Here is a 20,935-nt window from a genome sequence, read left to right as displayed (position 1 = left end):
CTGTTCACCGTGGCACCTTGCGGCACCGGCGGGGGCCTGTGACGGCGCACGAATAGATTGACTCTCCGCCGCAGGCATCCTGTCCTGACGCCCATGCTCCGCCGCGTTGGATTCCTTCCGTTGCTCCTGCTGTTGGTCGTGTTCGCCGGCTGCTCGCGCTGCGGGAAGGAGGCGGCCGGGCCCGCGGATTCGCCCCGGGGCGTGTCGCGCTACCTGCCGCGCACCGCGCAGGCGGCCGTCGTCATCGACGACCTGGGCACGCTGGGCGAGAAGCTCGCGCGCTTCCAGAACCTCAAGGTGGCCTCGTTCGTCGCGCAGCTGCAGAACTTCCCCTCCGCGGAGCGCTACGTGTCCGCGGTGATGCGGCAGGTGGGCGTGGACCTGCGCAGCAGGAAGGCGCTGGAGGACGCGGGCATCGACCCGAAGCGCGGCGCGGGCGCGGCGTTCCTCGGCGGCACGCAGGCGGTGTCCGTCCTGGGCGTGAAGGACGCGGACAAGCTGAAGACGACCTTCGCCACCTTCGCCCGCACGCGCCTGGGCGCGACGGAGGAGAAGGACGAGAAGGTGGACGCCGGACGGCTCGTCACGTTCAACCGCCCGGGCTCCACCACGCCCATGCTGGGCATGCTCTTCCTCAAGCACGACCTGGTGCTCCTGTCCGCGGGCGCCGCCGTGTCGCGGCTGTCGGAGCTGGCGGCGCTGCCGGAGGAGCAGTCGCTTTCGAAGGAGCCGGTGCTGGAGGCGTCCCTCAAGCGGCTCTCCGGCGACCGCGACTTCCACGTGTGGCTGCCGGGCGGCATGGGCCTTCTGCCCGCGGGCAGCGTGCAGGGCATCACCTTTACGGGCCACATCGAGGACCGCGCGGTGACGCTGCGCGCGGACGCACCGTGGCCGGACACGCAGGCGTCGCTCGCGGCGCTGGAGCCCAAGGGCGGTGAGTCGCTCGCGGGCTGGCTGCCGCAGGACAGCTTCTTCGTGGCGCGCTTCCGCGGCGACCCGGCGCAGTTGGACGGCGTGTGGCCGTACCTGGCCGGCGCGCAGGTGACGCGCGCGGTGCAGAACGCGGGCTTCAACGTGAAGACGGAGGTGCTGGACAACCTCAAGCCGGGCATGGTGCTCGCGCTGTCGCTGGCGCCCAACGTCAACCTGTCCTCGGGCATGCCGGACCTGGACCTGCGGCGCACCAACCCCTTCCGCTTCGTCAACCTGGTGGCGCTCGCGGAGGTGAAGGACGTGGCCAAGGGGCAGGCCACGCTGGACAAGGTGCCCGGCTTCGCGGGCGGCTTCGGCGCCAAGGTGGAGCCCACGGACGTGAACGGCCAGAAGGCGTACCTCACGTCGTACCGCGCGGGTGAAGGCGCGCACTTCGCGCTGTCCAAGGACGGCAAGCTGTTGCTCGCGGCGCCCAGGGCGCGCCTGGAGTCCACCCTGGCCTCGCTCGCGCAGCCGGCCGGCACGGGCCCCGTGTCCGAGGACCTGAAGTCCGTGGGCAAAGACGCCGCGCTGGTGGTGCTCCTGGACCTGCGCCGGCTGGCGGACGCGGTGAAGGCGCTGCCGTCCGCCGCGTGGGGCATTGGCGGCTTCGCCATCAAGGCCACCACGGTGCGCTGGCTGGACGCCACGGACGACCTGCGCGCGGTGACGATGGCCCTGTCGCGCAAGGACAAGGCGCTCCAGGCCGAAATCTCCCTTCGGCTGACGCCCGCGCCCGCCACCACCACGACCACCCCGGCCACGCCTTGATCCACGCGCGCGATGTCGTGAAGGAGTACGAGGACGGCGAGGGCTCGCGCGTGCGCGTCCTCGACGGCGTGTCGCTGGACGTGGAGGCCGGGGACTTCGTCGCGGTGGTGGGCGCGTCCGGCAGCGGCAAGTCCACGCTGCTGCACCTGCTGGGCGGCCTGGACGTGCACTACCAGGGGCAGGTGGAGGTGGGCGGCGTGAAGCTCACCGGCCTCAAGGACAAGGAGCTGGCGCGCTTCCGCAACACGCACGTGGGCTTCGTCTTCCAGTCCTTCCACCTCATCCCCAACCTGTCCGCGCTGGAGAACGTGCTGCTGCCCTCGCACTTCGGTCCCGTCACGCCGGATGGGCGCAAGCGCGCGAGCCAGTTGCTGGAGCGCGTGGGCCTGGGCGCCAAGCAGGACCGCGCGCCGGTGCGGCTGTCCGGCGGCGAGCGCCAGCGCGTGGCCATCGCCCGGGCCCTCTTCGGCGGCCCGAAGCTGCTCTTGTGCGACGAGCCCACGGGCAACCTGGACGCGGCCACCGGCGCGGGCGTCATCCAGCTCTTCCAGGAGCTGCACAAGGAAGGGCTCACGGTGCTGACCGTCACCCACGAGGAGCGCATGAGCGCGGTGGCGCGGCGGGTGCTGCGGCTCAAGGACGCGCGGCTGGTGGAGGAAACCCCCACGTCGGCGGCCCTGGCCTCGCGAGGTGCCCCGTGAGGTTCGACGCACTGTCGCGACTGGTGAGGTTGTCCCTCGCGCGCGAGCGCAAGGGCGCGTTCTTCTCCGCCTTCGGCGTGGCCATGGGCGTGGGCGCGCTGGTGTTCTTCGTGGGCCTGGGCCTGGGTGTGGGGCGCGTCATCCGCGAGCGCATCTTCCCCACGGACTCGCGGCTGGTGGACGTGGTGCCCCCGGCGGTGTCGCTGGGCCTCTTGGGCGGCGGCAAGCTGGACGCGGCCGCGGTGGAGCGCCTGGCCGCGCTGCCCGGCGTGGAGACGACGTACCGGAAGATGAACGTCCGCGTGCCGGCGGTGACGCGCTACGACGGCGTGTTCTTCGGCTCGCGCCTGCGCATGGGCATGGAGGTGCTCGCGGTGGGCGTGGACCCCGGCCTGGTGCAGAAGGACGTGGGGCTGCCGGAGGCGAAGGACTTCAAGGACCCGGGGGAGGGCAAGGCCATCCCCGCGCTCATCTCCACGCGCCTGCTGGAGCTGTACAACAAGACGTTCGCGCCCGCGCGCAAGCTGCCGCAATTGTCCGCGGAGATGCTCATCGGCTTCGGCTTCCCGGTGGAGTTCAACCGCTCCTACGTGGCGGCCACGTCCGGCGGGCCCAGCACCACGCAGCAGGCGCAGGTGGTGGGCGCGTCCGACCGGGCCATGCTCGCGGGCATCACCATCCCGCTGGACACGGCGGTGCGCATCAACCGCGCTTCCGGCGCGGACGCGGACAGCTACTCCGGCGTCACGCTGGTGGCGGCGGACCCCTCCCGCGTCCCGGAGCTGGTGGAGGCGGTGAAGGGGATGGGCTTCGAAATCGATGATCAGGAGCGCCGGCTGGCGGAGAACGCGGGCGCGGCGGTGGCGCTCACCACGTCCGCGCTGGCGCTGCTCTCCATCCTCATCTGCGTGCTGGCGGCGGTGAACATCGCCCACGCCATGTCCTCGTCCGTGCGCGCTCGGGCCAAGGAGATTGGCGTGATGCAGGCGGTGGGCGCCTCGCGCGCGGACGTGCGCGCCATCGTGCTGGCGGAGGCCGGCGTGGTGGGCGTGCTGGGCGGCGCCGCGGGCACGGCGGCGGCGCTGGTGCTGGCCTTCATCGTGGACCGGCTCGCGAAGGGCTACCTGCCCAACTTCCCCTTCAAGCCGGAGAGCTTCTTCTCCTTCCCCGTGACCGTGGTGCTGGGTGGCGTGCTCCTGGGGCTCGTGGCCGCGCTCGCCGGGGCCTACTTCCCCAGCCGCCGCGCCGCCGCCACGGATCCGGCGAGGACGCTGGCGGGATGAGCGGCCCTTCGCGCAAGACGCTCCTGACCAACGTCCTGTGCCTGGGGGCGCTCGGGTGGATCTACGGGGGCGACCTCTCGGATGGCCTGCGCGCCCGGACTGAAGCGGTCTCCGCGCTCCTGACGCCGCCGTCCACCGTGCGCGCCAGCGTCGTGCTGGGGCTCGCGGTCGCGGGGCTGGCCGTCTTCGTCGCGGGAGCGCTGCGAAAGCAGCCCGAGGGCTTCAAGGGCTACCGGCTCCTGCCCATCCTGCTCGTGGTGGCGCTCTTCCTGGACCTGGTGCTGGCGGAGGGCCGCACGCCGCTGGACTCGCCGGAGATGGCCTCGGTGGCGCTGCAGCGCTTCCAGGGCGAGGCCCAGAAGCTGGCCACGGTGGACGCCGTGCCCTCGCGCTCCCAGGTGCTACAGCCCCTGGTGGACGCGCTGGGCCCGCCGCCGTACCTGGAGCGCGGCACGTCGGTGCCGGCCTATACACTCCAGGTGCGCACGGAGTGCGAGGGCCCGGTCCGTGACGCGCCCGGCACCCGGGCCGGCACGCTGCTCTACTGCGTGGCCCGGGATGGCAAGCAGGCCTGGGTGACGCTGGTGGGGCTGCCCGCCGAGGTGCGCTTTGGTGCGCCCGCCGTGCTCTCCCACCGAGGAGAGCCGCGCGTCGCCATCGTGCGTGCCCCGCTCCCCGCGGAACCCGAGGAGGAGAACGAGGGCATTCCGGGCATCGACCTGGAGATCCCCACCGTGGATGGGGGCGCCGCGGCGTCGCCGTCGCCATAAGTTCAGCTGCGCTGGGGCTGCTTGCAGGGCAAGCGGGCGGAAATAGGTCCGCGCGCGCGGTTGACCCTTTGGAGCCGCGATCGATAGGCTCCCTGCAAGGACTCGACCCCCACTCAAAGTGACGACCTCTCAACCGAAGCGGCAACCCATCCCGTTCGGGAAGTATCTCCTCCTGGACCGCGTCAACATCGGCGGCATGGCGGAGGTCTGGCGCGGCAAACAGTTCGGCGCCAGCGGCTTCGAGCGGCTCGTCGCCATCAAGCGCATCCTGCCGAACATCGCCGAGGATGAAGAATTCATCTCGATGTTCATCGATGAGGCGAAGATCAGCGTCCAGCTGACCCACGCCAACATCGCGCAGATCTACGAGCTGGGGCAGATCGCCAGCAGCTACTTCATTTCGATGGAGTACATCCCCGGCAAGGACATGCGGGCCATCTTCGACCGCTGCCGGAAGAAGGGTGAGCCCGCGCCCGTGCCGCTGGTCGCCTTCTGCGTGGCGAAGATGTGCGAGGGCCTGGACTACGCCCACCGCAAGAAGGACGGGATGGGGCGCGACCTCAACATCGTCCACCGCGACATCTCGCCGCAGAACGTGCTCGTGTCCTTCGAGGGCGAGGTCAAGGTCATCGACTTCGGCATCGCGAAGGCGGCGGGCAAGGCGACCAAGACGCAGGCCGGCATCCTCAAGGGCAAGTTCGGCTACATGAGCCCGGAGCAGATCCGCGGCCTGCCGCTGGACCGCCGCTCGGACGTGTTCGCCATTGGCGTCTGCCTCTACGAGATGCTCACCGGCGAGCGCCTCTTCGTGGGCGACAGCGACTTCTCCGTGCTGGAGAAGGTGCGCAAGGCGGAGGTGCCGTCGCCGTCCACGTACAACCGGCGCATCCCGGAGGCGCTGGAGCGCATCGTCCTCAAGTCGCTCGCGAAGGACGTGGAGGAGCGCTACCAGTACGCCAGCGAGCTGGGCGACGACCTCCAGCGCTTCCTGCTGACGAACGACTCCATCTTCGGCCGCAAGGACCTCATGCAGTACATGAAGTCCACGTTCGCCGAAGAGGTGGAACGCGAGAAGCAGCGCCTGGCCGAGTACGCGGACATCCGCGCGCCGGACGGCATGCTCGCGGCCATCGAGGCGGGCTTCAGCGGCCCGTCCCCGGTGCCCACGCAGAGCATGACCAACATCCCGGCGGTGGCGCCCTCCACGCCCGCCGTGGAGCCCGTCTCCGCGCCGCCGCCGCGCGCCTCCAGCTCCGGTGGCGCCGCGCAGGGCGCGCGCCGCTCGCCCACGCTCGCGGCGCTGCCCAAGCTGACCGCCGCGCCCGCCGCGCCCTCGCCCAAGGAGGACGAGGAGCTGGCGACGCAGATGGTGGACCGCGACGCCGTCTTCAACGACTCGCCGGAGCCCACCACCCAGCCGGGCGCCGCCATTGGCCGCGCCGTCACGCCGCTGGAGACCCCGGCCGCGCCGCCGGACGACGGGGAGGAGGACGTGTCGGGCCGCACCGCCGTCATCCCGCCGCCCTCGTCGCTGCCGCCGACGCCTCCGGGGCCGCCGCGCCTGTCGCAGAACAGCGCGCCGGTGCTGACCGCCGCGCCGCCGCGTCCGTCGCTGACCAACGTCCCCACGCTGATGGCCAACGACGCGCCCGCGCCCCGGCCGACGCCGAACCGGGGCAATGAGGGGCCGCCGCAGCGCCTCCACCGGCCGGACCCGCTGCCGGAACCGGCGCCGCGTCCGCCCGCGCCCCCCGTCCTCAACAATGGGAACGCGCCGCGTCCGCCCGCGAAGGAAGCCCGCCAGAAGAACGCGCCCGAGTCGGAGGCTCCCGCCCGGGGCATGGGCTTGAAGGGCCTGGACAAGCGGCTGCTCTACGGCGCCGTGGGTCTGGCCTCGTTGTTCATGCTGGTGGGCGTGGCCCTGGTCTTCTCCCCGAGCAAGCCCGCGCAGGGCTACGTGATGGTGGAGCTCAAGACGCAGGAGGCGAAGGACCGCGCGATGGTGTCCATCAACGCGGGGCCTCCGGAGAAGTTCCCCTCCAACGGCTTCGTCCTCAAGCCCATGGCCGTGGGCAACGTGCTGGTGGTGGTGACCGCGGACGGCTACGAGGCCTTCAACCAGTCCGTCATGGTGGCCGAGGGCACCAACGCCACGCAGGTGCCGGTGGCCCTCAAGCGGCAGGCGCGCTCGGTGGTCGTCATCTTCAAGACCCAGCCGGATGACGCCGAGGTGAAGATCGACAGCCAGGTCGCCCGGAAGCCCGGTTCCCGGGAGTCGGTGCTCAATGACTTCTCGCTCAGCAGCGACACCCCGCTGGTCGAGGTCACCGCCGCCGGCTACGTGCCCTTCGTGAAGAAGATGGCCGTGAACAACAATAGCCTGGACGTGGTGGCGAACCTGGAGCGCGCGCCCCTGGAGATCCGGGTCGAGTCCACGCCCGAGGGCGCGGCCATCTACCAGGGCAACAAGGACCTGGGCGCCGTCACCCCGGCGACCATCCGGGTGCCGTGGGGCACGCGCGAGCTCACGCTGAAGGCGAAATGCCACGCGGACGAGGACGTATCCGTGGGTACGCCGTCCCCGGCGGGTTCCACGCTCAAGGTGGAAGCAACCTTGAAGAGGCAGGCGCGCTGCCGCGATTAGCGGCACCGCGGTCCTGACGCTTAAGAGGTAGTCTGGGGGTCCTCCCCCCGGATGTCCCTGGGGGGAGCGGCGCCGGAGGGATGTCCGTGACGAAGGTGCGTAAGGTGAACAAGGCGGATCCGCTGGCGGATCTGCCCCGGTGGGCGCAGCAGCTGGCGCGCAAGTACTACACGAAGACGGTCAGCACCTTCCTGCTGTACGGGGCCGTGCGCGACCTGCAGCCGCTGCAGCTGGAGGACGGCGGGCGCGGCTTCGGGACGCTCAAGACGTTCCTGTCGGAGGAGCTGTTCGGCGGGCGCGACCACGTCCTCTTCTACGACCGCTCGTCGGGCATCCGCTCCGCGACGCCGGAGACGCAGAAGGACCTGGCGCGGGCCATGACAGGCTACGACGCCATGTACGGCACGGACTTCTCCAAGGTCCTGCCGCGCGACCCGGGCCGGGCGCTCCAGATTCTGGAGAACTTCCTGCGCATGCGCCTGAGCGAGGGCCGCTCGATGGCGCTCATCATCGACTACGCGGAGACGCTCGTGCCGGGCGGGGAGATGAGCCACCTGTCCGCGGAGGACCGCTTCGTGGTGGCCACGCTGGACAAGTGGGCGCACGACCCGCAGTTCCTGGCCGGCGACGTGTCCGTGGTGCTCCTGGCGGAGAACCTGTCGGACGTGTCGCCGCGCATCAGCCGCAACCCGTACGTAGCGCCGATTGAACTGCCGCTGCCCACGGAGGAGGAGCGCCTGGAGTACGTGCGCTCCAAGCTGGAGGGCAAGAAGCTCCAGTCCGTGTCGGAGGTGCCGCTCGCGGGCCTGGCGAAGATGACGGCCGGCCTGTCGCGCATCAACCTGGACCGCGTGCTCACGGAGGCGCTGGAGCGGGAGGTGCGCATCACTCCGGAGCTGCTCAAGGAGAAGAAGAAGGAGCTCATCCAGGCGGAGTGCCACGGCCTCTTGGAGTTCATCGAGCCCGCGCACACGCTGGATGCGGTGGCGGGGCACGCGCCCGCCAAGCAGATGCTGCGTCAGGCGGCGTCCGCGCTGAAGAAGGGCCGCATCGAGGTCATGCCCATGGGCTACCTGGTCAGCGGACCGGTGGGCACGGGCAAGACGTTCATGGTGAGCTGCTTCGCCGGGGAGATTGGCATCCCGGTGGTGAAGTTCCTGAACTTCCGCAGCCAGTGGCAGGGCGTGACGGAATCGAACCTGGAGAAGATCTTCAACCTGCTGAAGGCCCTGTGGCCGGTGGCGGTGATGGTCGACGAGGCGGACACCTTCCTCGGCAACCGCGACTCCGGCGGGGACTCCGGGACGAGCAGCCGCATCTTCGGCTCCATCGCGTCCTTCATGGGCAACACGCAGTACCGCGGCAAGATCGTCTGGTTCCTGCTGACGGCGCGCCCGGACCTGCTGCCCATCGACCTGAAGCGCCAGGGCCGCGCGGAGGAGCACCTCGCGCTCTTCTATCCGCAGACGGACGAGGAGCGGAACGAGCTGTTCCAGGCGATGAGCAAGAAGACCGGCGTGTCGGTGGAGGGCGTGGAGTCCTTTGCCGCGCTCATCCCCGGCGGCGTGCGCGCCTTCAGCGGCGCGGACATCGAGGCGGTGATGGTGCGCTCGAAGTTCCGCGCGCTGGCGGAGGGGCGCGACCAGGTGACGAAGGACGACCTGGCCGCGGTGCTGGCGGACTTCGTGCCGCCCAGCTACCCGCTGGAGATCGAGATGCAGAACCTGGTGGCGGTGCAGGAGTGCACCAGCCGGGCGCTCTTGCCGGAGAACTTCCGCAAGCTGGACCGCGACTACATCAGCAAGCGCGTGCGGGAGCTGAAGATGCTCCTGGAAGAGCAGTGAGTCCCTAACCCACGGTGACGGGGACGCCCAGGTGCGGGTCCTGGAGCGTCTCCACCACCGCGATGCGGTCGCCCACGGCGAGCGCGTCATGCAGGACGAGGATGTCCTCGTTCGCGTGACGGATGCAGCCGTGGGACACGTCGCCCCCGAGCAGGGCGGGGGCGCTGGTGCCATGCAGCTCCTCGCCGCTGCGCTGTCCATCCGCCCAGGACAGGTCCAGCAGCCGCGCGCCGAACACGTGCCGGTCGTTCCACAGCCGCGCGCCCGCGTCCTCGGTGGCCACCTGATCCAACTTCGCCCGGACGACCTTGAGGCCCGGGTGCGTGGGCGTGGCGGCGGTGCCCACCGCGTTGGGGAAGATGTCCACGAGCTTCCCCTCCGGGTCGAAGAGGAACGAGCGGTGCTCGCGCAGCGCGATGACCACGCGCACGGGCTGACCCGCGTAGAACGAAGAGGGCAGGGCGCGAGACTGTCCCCGTGAGCCCGGAGCCGGAGCGAGCGCCTCCAGGGCCCGCAGGGTGACGGCGTCGAGCACGCCACTGGAGCGCAGGCCCGCGTGCACCTGGAAGTTGCGGAGCGCGCGCGCCGTGTCCGGGCCGTAGCGTCCGTCCGCGCCGCCGTACAGCGCGAACCCCATGTCCATGAGCGCGCCCTGCACCGCGCGAAGCCCGTCGCCCTTCGAGCCCGTGCCCAGCACCGTCACGCCGGACGCCACGTCCGTGAGCTGAGGCGACCCGGCGAAGCGCGGATGCTCCAGGACGCCTGCCGATGGAATCGCCGTGCCCGCGAAGTCGACCGGAGGCTCCATGACGCCCAGGCCCACGGTCGGAACCGGCCCGCTGAAACGCGTCAGCGAGTTTCCTTCGGACCCCGTCCTGGCCCCCGGACGTTCGACTCCACGGGGCAGGACGGACAAGACCGGCGCGGTTTCGCGCGCGCCAGGTGTCTCAGAGGGAAGAAGCGGTGACTCTCGAAGCAGTGCGGATGCGAGCATGACGCCGGGGACTGCAAGGTCCCGGCCGCCGCATCACACCGTCACGGCGCGCTCAGCGACAGCAGCTTGCCGGTGGGGACCGTGCGGTGGTCCTTGATGTGGTTCCACTTCATGATGTCCTCGACGGACACGTTGTAGCGCTGCGACACCGACCAGAGCGTCTCGCCCTCGGCCAGCGTGTGCACCTTGCCCTTGGGGCCCACGGGCGCCTGGCCCGCCACCGCGTTCGCCACCACGATGGTGCCGCCGCGCTCCTCCACCTTCGCCGGCGCCGCGCCCTTGGACTCCGGCGGCCACACCGCGAGCAGCGTGCCCAAGGACAGCGTGCGGTTGCGCTTGGGCAGGTTGTTCCACTTCTTCAGGTCGTCCACCGACACCTGGAAGCGGTTGGCGATGAGCCACAGGCTGTCGCCCTCCTGCACGCCGTAGGTGATGCGCGTCTTGCCGTTCACCTTCTCCGTCTTCACGGGGCCCGCCGCCACGGGGCCACGGGGCGTTCCCGCCGGAACCTCGTCCTCCGGCCGCGTCGCCACCACGCCGCTGCGCCGCGCCTGCGCCACCTTCGCCGCCAGCGCGCCGCCGACCCCCGCGTCACCGCTGCCACCCCGGCCGCTCGCCGGCACCGGAATCACCAGCTCCGCGCGCACCTTCAGCACCCGCGCGCTCTTCAGCCGGTTCATCTGGAGGATGGCCTCCGGCGCCGTGCCGTACTTCTGGGCAATCTGCGACAGCGTGTCGCCCTTCTTCACCGTGTGCACCCGGAACGTCAGCCGGTCCGCGGGCGACAGCTTCGCCAGGTTCTCCGCGAAGAGCGTCGTGGTGCCGCGCGGCAGCTTCAGCGTGTACGGCTTCGCGGCCGTCGCCGGAGGCGTGCACCAGCGCTTGAGCTCCGGGTTCAGCTCCTGCACGTCCGCCACGCTGACCCCGGCGGCGCGCGCCACCACGTCCAGGTCGGTCGCGTCCGTGAGCTTCACCTCGTCGTACTCCAGCGTGGACTCGTACTGGAACTCCTCCTCGGAGAAGCCGAACGCGGTGGGGTTCTTCGCCACCAGCGCCGCGGCGATGAGCTTGGGCACGTAGTGCTTCGTCTCCTTCGCCAGCCCGCGCTCCTCCGCCAGCACCCAGAAGTCGTTCGTCCCGTAGCGCTCCACCATCTTGCGCACCCGGTACGAGCCCGTGTTGTAGCCGGCCCACGCCAGGTACCAGTGGCCCAGCTCCCCGTAGAGGTCCTTCAGGTACGACGCCGCCGCGTGCGTGGCCTTGATGGGGTCGCGCCGCTCGTCCACCCAGAAGTCCTGCTTGAGGCCGTACTGCTTGCCCGTGCTGGAGATGAACTGCCACGGCCCGGCCGCGTGCGCCCACGAGTACGCGTTCGCGGAGAAGCCGCTTTCAATCATCGCCAGGTACACCGTGTCCCGGGGCAGGCCCTTCGCCTCCAGAATCGGCTGCATCACCGGCAGGTAGCGCGTGGAGCGCGCCATCCACTTGCGGAACCACTTGCGGCCGGGGCCCTGGAAGAACTGGATGTACTCGGCCACCCGCGGCTGCATGTCCACCGGGATGTCGTAGCGGTCCTTCACCTGCGAAATATCGAAGTTCGCCAGGTCGGTGATGCGCGCCAGCGGCGGGGCGGTGTCGTCCTCGCGGAAGGTGGGCTCCTCCAGCGCGTCCAGCATTCGCAGCCGCAACGGGTTGGTCAGCCCCAGCCGCCGCAGCGACTGCATCATCTCCGCGTTCGGCTTCGCCTCCGGGTCCAGCGTCGCGCCCTCCAGCGCGCGCAGCTCCTCCAACTCGGCGGACTCGTTCTCCACCTCCTCCGTCTCCTCGCCTTCCTCCATGGGAGAGGGGGGCGTGGCCAGGGTGCCGTCCGCCGTCAGCGTGGGAGCCTGCGAGGAGGTCACCGCATGCACGCCGGGCGGCGGCACCGGGGACGGCGCCACGCCCTGCGAGGAGGGAACCGAGGCCAGGGCAAGCAGGAGCAGAGGAAGCGGCATGGGAACGCCAGGCGAGGTCGCCCAGAAGCAGGCGAAGCCCGCAGTATTCGCCAGCTTTCTTGACAGTCAAACAACAAGTCGCTCGGTACGCCCTCGGGAAGGACCCACCGTGGGAGCGAGCGACCCTATTTCGCCGGCGGCTCGCCTGCCTGCCCGCTCTTTCCCGTTCCGCCATGGCCGGGACCGAGGATGCGAGGCAGGTAGGTGGCGAAGTCGAAGTGCGGCGAGTTCTCCGTGTTGTGGCAGGTGACGCACACGGCCTCTCCCGGCTTGCCCACGATGGTGGCCGGGCTCGGCGCGTCGACGTGCTTGGAGCCCGGGCCGTGGCAGCTCTCGCAGCCCACGTCCTCGCGGCCCGCCACCTTGTCCAGCCGGCACACGCCGCCGGGCTTCTGCCAGCCGGTGACGTGGCAGCCCACGCAGTTGAGGTGGTGCTGCTTGCCCACCTCCTCCAGCGTCTCCCACGCGTGGTGGTGCTTCGTGCGTTCCCACACGCCGGTCGCGTCCGGATGGCAGTCCGCGCACACCGCGCTGCCGACGAAGCCGGCCTGGCCCTTCGGAGGCGGCGGGCAGTCCTGGCCGTGCGCCTTCGCCCATTCCAGGTTCAGCTGGCCCACGTCCGCGTCGTACGCCTTCACCAGCGCCTGCGTGTCCTGTGCGCTGGGCAGGTTCGACTCCAGCGGCAGGAAGCGCAGCGCGAAGCCGTTGACGTCCGTGGCGGGCGCGGGTGGCGCGGTGAGGAAGCCCTGCTTGCGCGCGGCGAGCTCGTCGCGCTTGCCCTGCTTCAGCGCCTTGAGCTTGGGGTCGATGCCGGGCAGGGCGATCTCCTTGTCCAGGAGCGCGATGCGCTGCTCCAGCGCCGTCACCTCCCGCTCCACGTCGCCCTGCGAGCGCTGCGGCGTGAAGGGCCCCTTCGTTGGCGCGTACGTCAGGTCCACGCGCAGCAGCGAACGCCCCTTGCTCTGCACCGCCACCACCGGCACGTCGGAGCGCACCAGCCGGTTCTCCTCCGCGGAGAACTCACCGGCGCTGTGCGTGGCGACCACCAGGTTCGCTGCGAGGCCCGGCAACGCGGCGGCGGCCTGCGCGGCCTCCAGCGGCTGGTCCAACAGGCCCACCACGAAGTCCGCGCCCTGCTCGCGCGCCTGCTGGCTGGCCTTCACCAGCGCTTCGCCGGACGCCGCGGCCACCACGCCGACCTTGCGAGTCCCCGCGTCCAGCACCTTCACGCCACCGGCCGGAATCTCCGGCAGGCCCAGGCCCTGGCGGAACGCCGCGCCTCGCGTGTCGTCCAATTCGCCCGTGGCTCGCGCGGCGATGCCCATGGTGCGGAACGCGTCCGCGAGCGCCTTCGCCTTGCGCTCCTCCTGCGGCACCTGGTCCGCCGTGAGGTGCGTCTCCCCGAAGAGGCTGTTGCCTCCGTCGATGTAGAGCACGGGCTGGCCGCCCTGGCGCGCCTGCTGGACCTGGAACGCCGCCCGGCCGATGCCGCCACGCATGTTCTCGCTGCAGCCGCACGGGCCCAGGTAGCCACGCGTGTCCGCGGAGATGAACAGCACGGCGCCCGGATGCGCGGCGGGAGTGGGGGAGGCCTGCTGTTGCTGCTTCCCGGGGGCGCTCTCCGGGGCACGCGGCTCCTGGCGTCTGCAACCGGTGAGGAGCGCGCTCACGAGCACCGCGAGGACGGCCGCGCGCATCGTCATCACCAGAGGATGCTCTGCACCAGTTCGTCGATCTTCTCGCCCATCGCCTCCAGGCCGTTCACCTTGGAGAGCGAGCCGTCCGCGCCCACCTGCTCGGCCAGCTTCGACAGCTCGTCGTCCGGCAGGCTGGAGAACAACACGATGGGGATGTCCTGCGTGTTGTACTCGTTCTTCAGCGTGCGGCAGATGTCCGTGCCCTTCGCCTCGGGCATGTGGATGTCCGTGAGGATGAGGTCCGGCCGCCAGCTCTGAAGCGTTTTCTCAAACTCCATGAGCGTGGAGGTGGCCACGACCTCATAGCCCCGCGCCTCCAGGACGGCCTTCTCCATGGCGAGGGTGATCTCGCTGTCGTCAATGAGGAGGATTCTTCGCTTCTCTTCGGACACGGCGACCTTCCTTGGGGGTCGGTTCTAGCCCACCACCCAGCGGCGCACCAATGCTTTCCCGTGTCGCGTTCCAGCCCGGGTTTTCTGTTCTCGACCCCGGGCGTCCCAGCGGCCGGGCGGGCTCGGAAACACCCACCGTCTTTCCCGCACAACCGGCCGCACACGGAGTATGGAGGCGCCCATGATGCGCCATGCCTCCCGGGTCCTGGTGGCCCTCCTTCTCCTGGGGTGCGTCCTCGGTGGCCTCCCCGTCCTGGCCCTCAACAATGGCCTGGGGCAGGTCCCCCAGGACCTGGACCGCACGTCGCCGCGCGCCACGGCGCAGGGCTTCCTGGACGCGGTGCATCGCGGGGACTACGCCCGCGCCGCCCACTACCTCTACCTGGACCACCTCCCGGCCACCGAGCAGCCCGCTCAGGGCGCCCAGCTGGCGCGGAAGCTGAAGTTCGTCCTGGACCGCGAGCTGTCGGTGGACACGTCCGTCCTGCCGAAGACGCCCGAGGGCGAGTCCGCCACCTCACGCTTCGTGTCGCTGGGGGCCATCCCGCTCAAGGGCGAGAGCGTGCCCATCCGGCTGCAGCGCATGAGCGCGGACAACACCTTCATCTGGGTGGTGTCGGAGCCCACCGTGAAGATGGTGGACCCGCTCTTCGAGGAGTACGGCCCGCTGCTCACTGAAACGCTCCCGGCCTTCTTCTTCGAGCGCACGGTGCTGGGGCTGGAGCCGTGGCAGTGGCTGGGGCTCGTGGTGACGCTCCTGAGCGCGTGGATCCTCTCCTATCTCCTGGAGAAGCTCCTGCTGGCCGCCGGGCTGCGGGTGGCGCGCTGGACGCGCATCGCCTGGGACGACCAGATTGTCGGCGCGGGCCGGGGGCCCCTGCGGCTGCCCTTCTTCGCCATCCTCCTGGCGCTGGGGACGTCGTTCCTGCTCCTGCCTCCCAAGCTGAAGCTGCTGAGCGACCGGGTGAGCTACTCGCTCACCATCGTCGCGGTGGCGTGGTTCATCCTGCGCTTCCTCCGAGTGTCGGAGGCCTACGTCCAGAGCCGCGTCACCTCCGAGACCAGCCCCCACCGCCGCGCGCGCTCGCTGCGCACGCAGTTGGCCGTGCTGCGCGCCGTCTTCGAGGTCGCCACCTACGTCATCGCCGCCGCGCTGCTGCTCATGCAGTTCGAGGTGGTGCGCAACGTGGGCGTATCGCTGCTGGCCTCCGCCGGTATCGCCGGCCTCGCCGTTGGTCTCGCCGCGCAGAAGTCGCTGGCGTCGCTGCTCGCGGGCATCCAGCTGTCCATCACCCAGCCCGTCAGCATTGGCGACAACGTGCTGGTGGAGGGCGAGTTCGGCACGGTGGAGGAGATCACCCTCACGTACGTCGTGCTGCGCATCTGGGACCAGCGGCGCATGGTCATCCCCATCAACCAGTTCCTGGACAAGCCGTTCCAGAACTGGAGCAAGGGGTCCCCGGAGATGATGGGCACCGTCATCCTCCAGGTGGACTACATGGCGGACATCGACGCGCTGCGCGCGGAGCTGGACCGCATCCTCGCCAACGAGGCGAAGGACCTGTGGGATGGGCGGGTGAAGACGCTGGTCGTCTTCGACGTGATGGACAAGACCCTCACCGTGCGTGCGCTGGTGAGCGCGGCGAACTCCAGCAAGCTGGGCGACCTGCGCTTCCTCGTGCGCGAGCGGCTGGTCGTCTTCCTGCGCTCCAAGCCCCACTGGCTGCCCATGGTGCGCAGCGAGTCCCGCCCCGCGCAGCCTCCGCCGTCCCGGGACGACCAGGAGGACGCCATCCAGGGCGCTCCGGAGCCCCGGTCCTGAAGAAGAGCGGCCGTGAGAGCCCCAGGGAAAACGGGCGCTTGCACGGACGCTCGCCGCGCGATGAATATGTCGGCCCACGCGACGTAAGACGCGCGTAAGAGCACTCGCACCCAAGCTGGGGAGTCCAACAGATGAAGCGTCCTGTCACCTTGTGCGGAGCCCTGGCGCTCCTGGCTGTCGCCGCGCCGCTCACCGCGAGCGCCCAGGAGCGGGGCCGCACCGACGGGCCCGAGGAGTCGGAGTACGGCACGGGAGGCTACGGCGACAACCGCCGGGGCGTGTCCCTCCAGTTCGACTGGGGCGCGGCCATCAACTCCCAGGAGAACCCCGCGGGCGCGCCGGAAGGCCCGCCGCTGTTCGTGGGCGCCACGGTGTCCCTCTGGGGAGATGACTGGTACCGCCTGGATGTCAGCGGTGCGTATGTCTTCGACGGTGGGCGCTTCATCGGCAACGTGGGCCCCACCTTCCGCAGCTGGGGCTGGCCGGTGGCCTTCACCCTGGGCCTCAAGGCGGGCGCCATCGTCATCCCGGAGGGCGAGGGCCTTCGCTTCGCCCTGTCGCCGCAGGTGGGCGCGGAGCTCTTCCTGGACCGCCGCGACCGCGTGCTCATGGGCCTTCACTACTCGCCGGACATTCCCATCGGGGGAGGAGGAGTCACGAACCGGTTGTTCATGAACGTCGGATACCGGTTCTGACGGAAACGCCATGATCGCTCAACTGCTCGCCGCCGCTGTCGCGTTGACCACGGCCCAGGCGCCTCGCGCCGCCTCGCCGTCCGTGGCACTGCCGTTCCCGTCCGGGGACGTGCAGACCTACAACATCATCCAGTGGGACCCGAACGCGCTGCCGCGCATCTATGAGCGGTCGGATCAGCTCCCGCTCACCGACGAGGAGCTGACCAAGCTGTCGCAGGCCGGCTTCGAGCCCGCGCAGCTGGTGAAGATGATTGAAGAGCGCCGCTGCGCCTGCGACGCGAGCGCGGACGGCCTCATCCGCCTGAAGAAGGCGGGCGTGGACAAGACGGTGCTGGCGGCGGTGTCGCGCCACGGCCTGGCGCCCAACCGGCAGCTGGACATCCTGGTGACGCTGGACTTCACCGGGGAGAGCCGCACCGCGCGCGAGGCGTTCCTCTACTTCTTCGTGGATGACGGGGACATCACCCGCGTGTTCTCCGCGAACCTCCCGGAGCTGCTGCAGCGCCGCAACAGCCACGAGACCATGGTGGACCGCAGCGACATCATGGTGGCCCGCACGGTGCGCCGCATCCAGCTCGCGGGCCACGTGCCGCTCAAGACGTATGGCGCGCACCGCGTGATGGTGGCGGCCAGCGCCAGCCCCACGCTCACGCACCCCTCGCAGCTCACCCCGCAGGAGCGCGCGAAGGCGCAGACGTACACCTTCGACTATCCGCGCGCGTCCTTGCAGAGCCTCTGCCGGCTGACGGCCGGCTACCGCCGCGACGCGGTGCTTGCCTACAAGTGGAACTTCGAAGGCAGCCGCTTCGAATGCGAATGGAACTAGGAGTCGACCCGACCATGAACACCCGCCGCCTGTTGCTGTCCGCCCTCGTCGCCGTGTCGCTCGCCGGCTGTGGAGGCCCCCGCGCCTTCACGCGCGGCACCTACGAGGACCCCAACACCATCGAGATGCTGGGCGACCGCTTCAACGAGAACGACCTGCAGCTCATCGCGAAGAAGATGGCCGAGTCGCTCGCCAGCTCCCCGCGCTTCGCTCAGCCTCCGCCGCAGGGCGCGGCCCTGCCCATCGTCCTCGTGGGCAAGCTGCGCAACAGCACCAGTGAGCACATCGACATGCGCTCGCTGGGGGACAAGATCCAGACGGCGCTCGCGCAGACGGGCCGCTTCGCGCTGGTGGACCAGCAGGCGCGCCAGGACATCGCGGAGGAGTACGAGTACCAGCAGTCCGGCTACGTGAACCCGAACGCCGCCAAGGCCCCGGGCCAGCAGGCGTCGGTGGACTTCCTGATGACGGGCGACCTCGCGTCCATCATCCAGGAGGTCGGCCGCGACAAGCTCGTCTATTACAAGATGACGGCGAAGCTGAACGACGTCCGCACCGGCACGATTGCGTGGACGGACGAGAAGCAGATCCGCAAGAAGTTCGAGAAGCAGGGCGTGAGCTGGTAGCCGTCCGCCGTGTCCAACCTCCCCGACATCGCCGCCCAGGCCCCGCGCGTCCCCGCCGCTTCCCCGGCGGCGGCGCGTTGGGGCCTGCTGTTCGTCCTGGCCTGCTCTGTCCTGGGGACCGGCTGCGCCAGCGACTACGTGGCGCGCACGGCCTCCGCGCGCTCCGCGTACCAGGCGTCCGACTATCCGCGCGCCCTGCGTGAGCTGGACGGCGAGCAGAAGGAGGCCCCCGAGCGCGACCAGCTCCTGCTCCTCCTGGACAAGGGCATGGTGCTGCACGCCGCGGGGCAGTGGGAGGAGAGCACGAAGGTGCTGGCCCAGGCGGATGACCTGAGCTCGCAGCTGGACATCACCTCCGTGAGCGAAGAGGCCGGCATCCTGCTCAGCAACGAGCGGCGCCGCGCCTACCGCGGGGAGGACTTCGAGAAGCTGATGATCTCCGTCCTCCAGGCGCTCAACTACGCGGAGCTGGGCCGGGACGAGGACGCGCTCGTGGAGGTCCGCCGCGTCAACGAGCGCATCGAGAAGATGATCACCGAGGAGAAGAAGCCGTACGAACAGCTCGCCATCGCGCGCTACCTGGGCGGCGTGCTGTACGAGGACCAGCATGAGTGGGACTCGGCCTTCATCGACTACATGAAGGCGTACGAGCTGGAGCCCCGGCTGGGCGGGCTGGTGGAGCCGCTGTTGCGGCTGGCGAAGAAGACGGGCCGCGACGACGCCTACGAGATGCTCTCCCAGAAGTTCCCGGACCTTGCGCACGACCCGGTGGGCCCCGGTGACGGGCAGCTCGTCGTGGTGGTGGAGGCGGGCCTGTCGCCGCAGAAGGAGCGGGCGTCGCGCGACTACGGTGACTCCGGGGACCTGATCGAGGTGCCCGTGTACCGGGACCGCGGCGGTACACCGCCGGTGCGCGTGTCGGTGGAGGGCCGGGCGGAGCAGGCGGTGACGGTGACGTCGCTGTCGCGCGTGGCCCAGGTGCATTTGAACGACCGCATCGGCCGCATGCTGGCGAAGCAGTTGGCGGGCGCGGTGGCGAAGGCGGGCGTGGCCGCGGGCGTGGGCGCGCTGACGAAGAGCAAGGAGCTGGGGGTGCTCGCCTTCCTGGTGCTCAACGCGGGCAACCAGGCCGACCTGCGCTCCTGGCTCTCACTGCCGGCGGAGTTCCAGGTGGCGCGCTTCCGGCTTCCTCCGGGAAAACACACCGTCCAGGTGGATGCACCGGGCCGGCCCACCACACACCTGGTGGAGGTGAAGCCGGGGCGGGTGGAGGTGCTGGTGGTGCGAAGCTACTGACGGCGTCGTTTTGGGAGTAGGGTGCGCGCCCCATGTCGCCGGTCGTGGCCGAAGTCATCCTGTATTCCTTCATCGTCGTGGTGAGCGCGCTGGCCGGCGCGGGCGTGGTCATCTTCAATGACCGCTCCACGCGGCTCGTGACATTCCTGGCCTTCGCGGCGGGCGTGATGTTCGGCGCGGCCTTCTTCCACATGCTCCCGGAGGCCTACGAGGGCGGCGGCTGGTGGGCCTTCGCGCTCGTGCCCATGGGCTTCCTCTTCGTGCTGGTGCTGGAGCGCTACCTCCTGGCCCACGCCTGCGAGGAACCGCCGGACTGCGCGGAGCACGTGCACGGCCACGCGCTGGGCTTCAGCGCGTTCCTGGGCCTGTCCACGCACACGCTCTTCGACGGCATCGCGCTGGGCTCCTCGGTGAAGGAGGGCGTGGGCGCCATGGCGCTCCTGGCCATCACCGCGCACAAGATTCCCTCGTCGCTGTCGCTCGCGTCCATCCTCCAGGCGGAGGGCAAGAAGCGCGGCACCATCCTGGCGTACACCGCGCTGTACGGCCTGATGGTGCCGGTGGGCGCGGTGCTCTACTTCGGCTTCGACGCGGTGCTGAGCTTCCAGTCGCTGGCGCCCAAGGCCCTGGCCTTCTCCGCCGGCACCTTCCTCTACATCGCCGTGTCGGACCTGCTGCCGCACGTGAACAAGCACGGCCGGGACAAGCCCGGGCGCAACCTGGTGGCGTTGGCAGCCGGGTTGCTGGTGATGTTCGTGCTCGCGCGCGTCCTGGGGCACACGGAGCACTGACGGCACCATGGAACGACGCAAGGACTGGTACGAGCATCCGGAGTACTACGAGGCCATCTTCGGCACGGACACCGTGCGCGAGGCGGACTTCCTCCAGGAGCTGAGCCGGCGCTTCGGCACGGGCGGCAACCAGTGGCTGGAGCCCGCGTGCGGCGCGGGCCGGCTGGTGGCGGAGGCCGCGAGCCGGGGCCTGAAGGTCGCGGGCTACGACCTGTCGGAGGCCATGCTCGCGCACGCGCGCAAGCGCCTGTCCCTCGCGGAGCGCCGCCGCGTGAAGCTGTCCCAGGCGCGCATGGAGGACTTCTTCGACCCGGCGCTGGAGGGGCGCGTGGACCTGGCCCACACGCTGGTCTCCACCTTCCGCTACCTGGACAGCGAGAACGCCGCGGTGGAGCACCTCACCGGCACCCGCCGCCTGCTCAAACCGGACGGCATCTACGTGCTGGGCTTCCACCTCACGGACTACGCGCGCTCCGGTCCTGAGCACGAGCGCTGGGTGGGGCAGGTGGGCAAGGACAAGGTCGTGTGCAACACGCACGAGGGCCTGCCGGAGCAGCGCCTGCGCCGCTCGCCCATGCGCAACCGCCTGCGCGTCACCGGCCCGGGCAAGGACTGGCTCATCGAGACGACGTGGTACTTCCGCACGTACGACGAGGCCCAGGTGAAGCGCCTGTTCCGCAAGTCCGGCCTGCGCGTCGCGGCCACGTTCGACTTCGACTACGACCTGGACTCGCCCGTGGGGCGCGGCAGCCCGCGCCTGGACCGCGTCTTCGTGCTGAAGCCGGACACCGCCTCCAAGGCCTGACGGGTGCTAGCG

17 protein-coding genes are annotated in these 20,935 nt (G+C 70.3%); 13 read left to right on the top strand and 4 right to left on the bottom strand.

Annotated elements, in window-relative coordinates:
- The first annotated feature begins 93 nt into the window (after nucleotides 1–93).
- From ACX114_RS30850 to ACX114_RS30825, 6 genes are all read left to right on the top strand, one after another.
- Nucleotides 94–1,743 (top strand): hypothetical protein, encoded by a 1,650-nt coding sequence (locus ACX114_RS30850; RefSeq protein WP_459290450.1) that lies wholly within the window; start codon nucleotides 94–96, stop codon nucleotides 1,741–1,743.
- Entirely contained in the window at nucleotides 1,740–2,444 is a 705-nt protein-coding gene (locus ACX114_RS30845) for an ABC transporter ATP-binding protein (RefSeq protein WP_459290448.1), read from the top strand. Before ACX114_RS30850 ends, ACX114_RS30845 begins: the two co-directional genes overlap by 4 nt.
- Nucleotides 2,441–3,727 carry an ABC transporter permease gene (locus ACX114_RS30840; RefSeq protein WP_459290447.1) on the top strand — a complete coding sequence of 429 codons (1,287 nt, stop codon included), beginning with the start codon at nucleotides 2,441–2,443 and terminating at the stop codon, nucleotides 3,725–3,727. Before ACX114_RS30845 ends, ACX114_RS30840 begins: the two co-directional genes overlap by 4 nt.
- Complete coding sequence (locus tag ACX114_RS30835) at nucleotides 3,724–4,497, top strand: hypothetical protein (protein WP_459290445.1); 774 nt, start codon at nucleotides 3,724–3,726, stop codon at nucleotides 4,495–4,497. The genes ACX114_RS30840 and ACX114_RS30835 overlap by 4 nt, the downstream gene beginning before the upstream one ends.
- A gap of 118 nt (nucleotides 4,498–4,615) precedes the next feature.
- Entirely contained in the window at nucleotides 4,616–7,141 is a 2,526-nt protein-coding gene (locus ACX114_RS30830) for a protein kinase domain-containing protein (RefSeq protein ID WP_459290443.1), read from the top strand.
- 86 nt (nucleotides 7,142–7,227) lie between these two features.
- The gene (locus tag ACX114_RS30825; RefSeq protein ID WP_206790164.1) at nucleotides 7,228–8,985 is read left to right on the top strand and encodes an ATP-binding protein; all 1,758 of its coding nucleotides are present in this window, start codon (nucleotides 7,228–7,230) and stop codon (nucleotides 8,983–8,985) included.
- Between the two features lie 4 nt (nucleotides 8,986–8,989).
- Here the strand turns inward: ACX114_RS30825 and ACX114_RS30820 are convergent, their stop codons facing one another.
- The 4 genes from ACX114_RS30820 to ACX114_RS30805 all read right to left on the bottom strand — a co-directional run bounded on the left by ACX114_RS30820 (nucleotide 8,990) and on the right by ACX114_RS30805 (nucleotide 14,062).
- Nucleotides 8,990–9,793, bottom strand: a complete 804-nt coding sequence (locus ACX114_RS30820; RefSeq protein ID WP_459290441.1) for a L,D-transpeptidase family protein — start codon at nucleotides 9,791–9,793, stop codon at nucleotides 8,990–8,992.
- 227 nt (nucleotides 9,794–10,020) lie between these two features.
- The gene (locus tag ACX114_RS30815; RefSeq protein ID WP_459290439.1) at nucleotides 10,021–11,973 is read right to left on the bottom strand and encodes a lytic transglycosylase domain-containing protein; all 1,953 of its coding nucleotides are present in this window, start codon (nucleotides 11,971–11,973) and stop codon (nucleotides 10,021–10,023) included.
- Nucleotides 11,974–12,098: 125 nt separating this feature from the next.
- Complete coding sequence (locus tag ACX114_RS30810; protein WP_459290437.1) at nucleotides 12,099–13,676, bottom strand: multiheme c-type cytochrome; 1,578 nt, start codon at nucleotides 13,674–13,676, stop codon at nucleotides 12,099–12,101.
- Nucleotides 13,676–14,062 carry a response regulator gene (locus tag ACX114_RS30805; RefSeq protein ID WP_014398957.1) on the bottom strand — a complete coding sequence of 129 codons (387 nt, stop codon included), beginning with the start codon at nucleotides 14,060–14,062 and terminating at the stop codon, nucleotides 13,676–13,678. Before ACX114_RS30805 ends, ACX114_RS30810 begins: the two co-directional genes overlap by 1 nt.
- Before the next feature lie 181 nt (nucleotides 14,063–14,243).
- On the opposite strand from ACX114_RS30805, the gene ACX114_RS30800 reads away from it, so the two are divergent.
- The 7 genes from ACX114_RS30800 to ACX114_RS30770 all read left to right on the top strand — a co-directional run bounded on the left by ACX114_RS30800 (nucleotide 14,244) and on the right by ACX114_RS30770 (nucleotide 20,923).
- Nucleotides 14,244–15,884 (top strand): mechanosensitive ion channel family protein, encoded by a 1,641-nt coding sequence (locus tag ACX114_RS30800; RefSeq protein WP_459290434.1) that lies wholly within the window; start codon nucleotides 14,244–14,246, stop codon nucleotides 15,882–15,884.
- Nucleotides 15,885–16,015: 131 nt separating this feature from the next.
- On the top strand, nucleotides 16,016–16,579 hold the full coding sequence (locus tag ACX114_RS30795) for a hypothetical protein (protein ID WP_459290432.1): 564 nt from the start codon (nucleotides 16,016–16,018) through the stop codon (nucleotides 16,577–16,579).
- 10 nt (nucleotides 16,580–16,589) lie between these two features.
- On the top strand, nucleotides 16,590–17,405 hold the full coding sequence (locus ACX114_RS30790; protein ID WP_120566749.1) for a hypothetical protein: 816 nt from the start codon (nucleotides 16,590–16,592) through the stop codon (nucleotides 17,403–17,405).
- A 14-nt stretch (nucleotides 17,406–17,419) separates the two neighbouring features.
- Complete coding sequence (lpoB, locus tag ACX114_RS30785; protein ID WP_120590943.1) at nucleotides 17,420–18,031, top strand: penicillin-binding protein activator LpoB; 612 nt, start codon at nucleotides 17,420–17,422, stop codon at nucleotides 18,029–18,031.
- A gap of 9 nt (nucleotides 18,032–18,040) precedes the next feature.
- Nucleotides 18,041–19,327, top strand: a complete 1,287-nt coding sequence (locus tag ACX114_RS30780) for a COG3014 family protein (RefSeq protein WP_459290430.1) — start codon at nucleotides 18,041–18,043, stop codon at nucleotides 19,325–19,327.
- A 32-nt stretch (nucleotides 19,328–19,359) separates the two neighbouring features.
- Nucleotides 19,360–20,118: a ZIP family metal transporter gene (locus ACX114_RS30775; RefSeq protein ID WP_459290428.1), complete on the top strand. Its 759-nt coding sequence runs from the start codon at nucleotides 19,360–19,362 to the stop codon at nucleotides 20,116–20,118.
- 7 nt (nucleotides 20,119–20,125) lie between these two features.
- Nucleotides 20,126–20,923 carry a class I SAM-dependent methyltransferase gene (locus ACX114_RS30770; RefSeq protein ID WP_459290426.1) on the top strand — a complete coding sequence of 266 codons (798 nt, stop codon included), beginning with the start codon at nucleotides 20,126–20,128 and terminating at the stop codon, nucleotides 20,921–20,923.
- Nucleotides 20,924–20,935 lie beyond the last annotated feature (12 nt).

The sequence above is a fragment of the Corallococcus sp. M7 genome (assembly GCF_054512695.1).
This window is presented reverse-complemented; position numbering and strand designations above follow the sequence as displayed.

Coding starts and splice junctions, on each gene's coding strand:
- ACX114_RS30850 (WP_459290450.1), top strand. CDS start 94: ATGCTCCGCCGCGTTGGATTCCTTCCGTTGCTCCTGCTGTTGGTCGTG.
- ACX114_RS30835 (WP_459290445.1), top strand. CDS start 3,724: ATGAGCGGCCCTTCGCGCAAGACGCTCCTGACCAACGTCCTGTGCCTG.
- ACX114_RS30820 (WP_459290441.1), bottom strand. CDS start 9,793: ATGGAGCCTCCGGTCGACTTCGCGGGCACGGCGATTCCATCGGCAGGC.
- ACX114_RS30815 (WP_459290439.1), bottom strand. CDS start 11,973: ATGCCGCTTCCTCTGCTCCTGCTTGCCCTGGCCTCGGTTCCCTCCTCG.
- ACX114_RS30810 (WP_459290437.1), bottom strand. CDS start 13,676: ATGACGATGCGCGCGGCCGTCCTCGCGGTGCTCGTGAGCGCGCTCCTC.
- ACX114_RS30800 (WP_459290434.1), top strand. CDS start 14,244: ATGATGCGCCATGCCTCCCGGGTCCTGGTGGCCCTCCTTCTCCTGGGG.
- ACX114_RS30795 (WP_459290432.1), top strand. CDS start 16,016: ATGAAGCGTCCTGTCACCTTGTGCGGAGCCCTGGCGCTCCTGGCTGTC.
- ACX114_RS30790 (WP_120566749.1), top strand. CDS start 16,590: ATGATCGCTCAACTGCTCGCCGCCGCTGTCGCGTTGACCACGGCCCAG.
- lpoB (WP_120590943.1), top strand. CDS start 17,420: ATGAACACCCGCCGCCTGTTGCTGTCCGCCCTCGTCGCCGTGTCGCTC.
- ACX114_RS30775 (WP_459290428.1), top strand. CDS start 19,360: ATGTCGCCGGTCGTGGCCGAAGTCATCCTGTATTCCTTCATCGTCGTG.
- ACX114_RS30770 (WP_459290426.1), top strand. CDS start 20,126: ATGGAACGACGCAAGGACTGGTACGAGCATCCGGAGTACTACGAGGCC.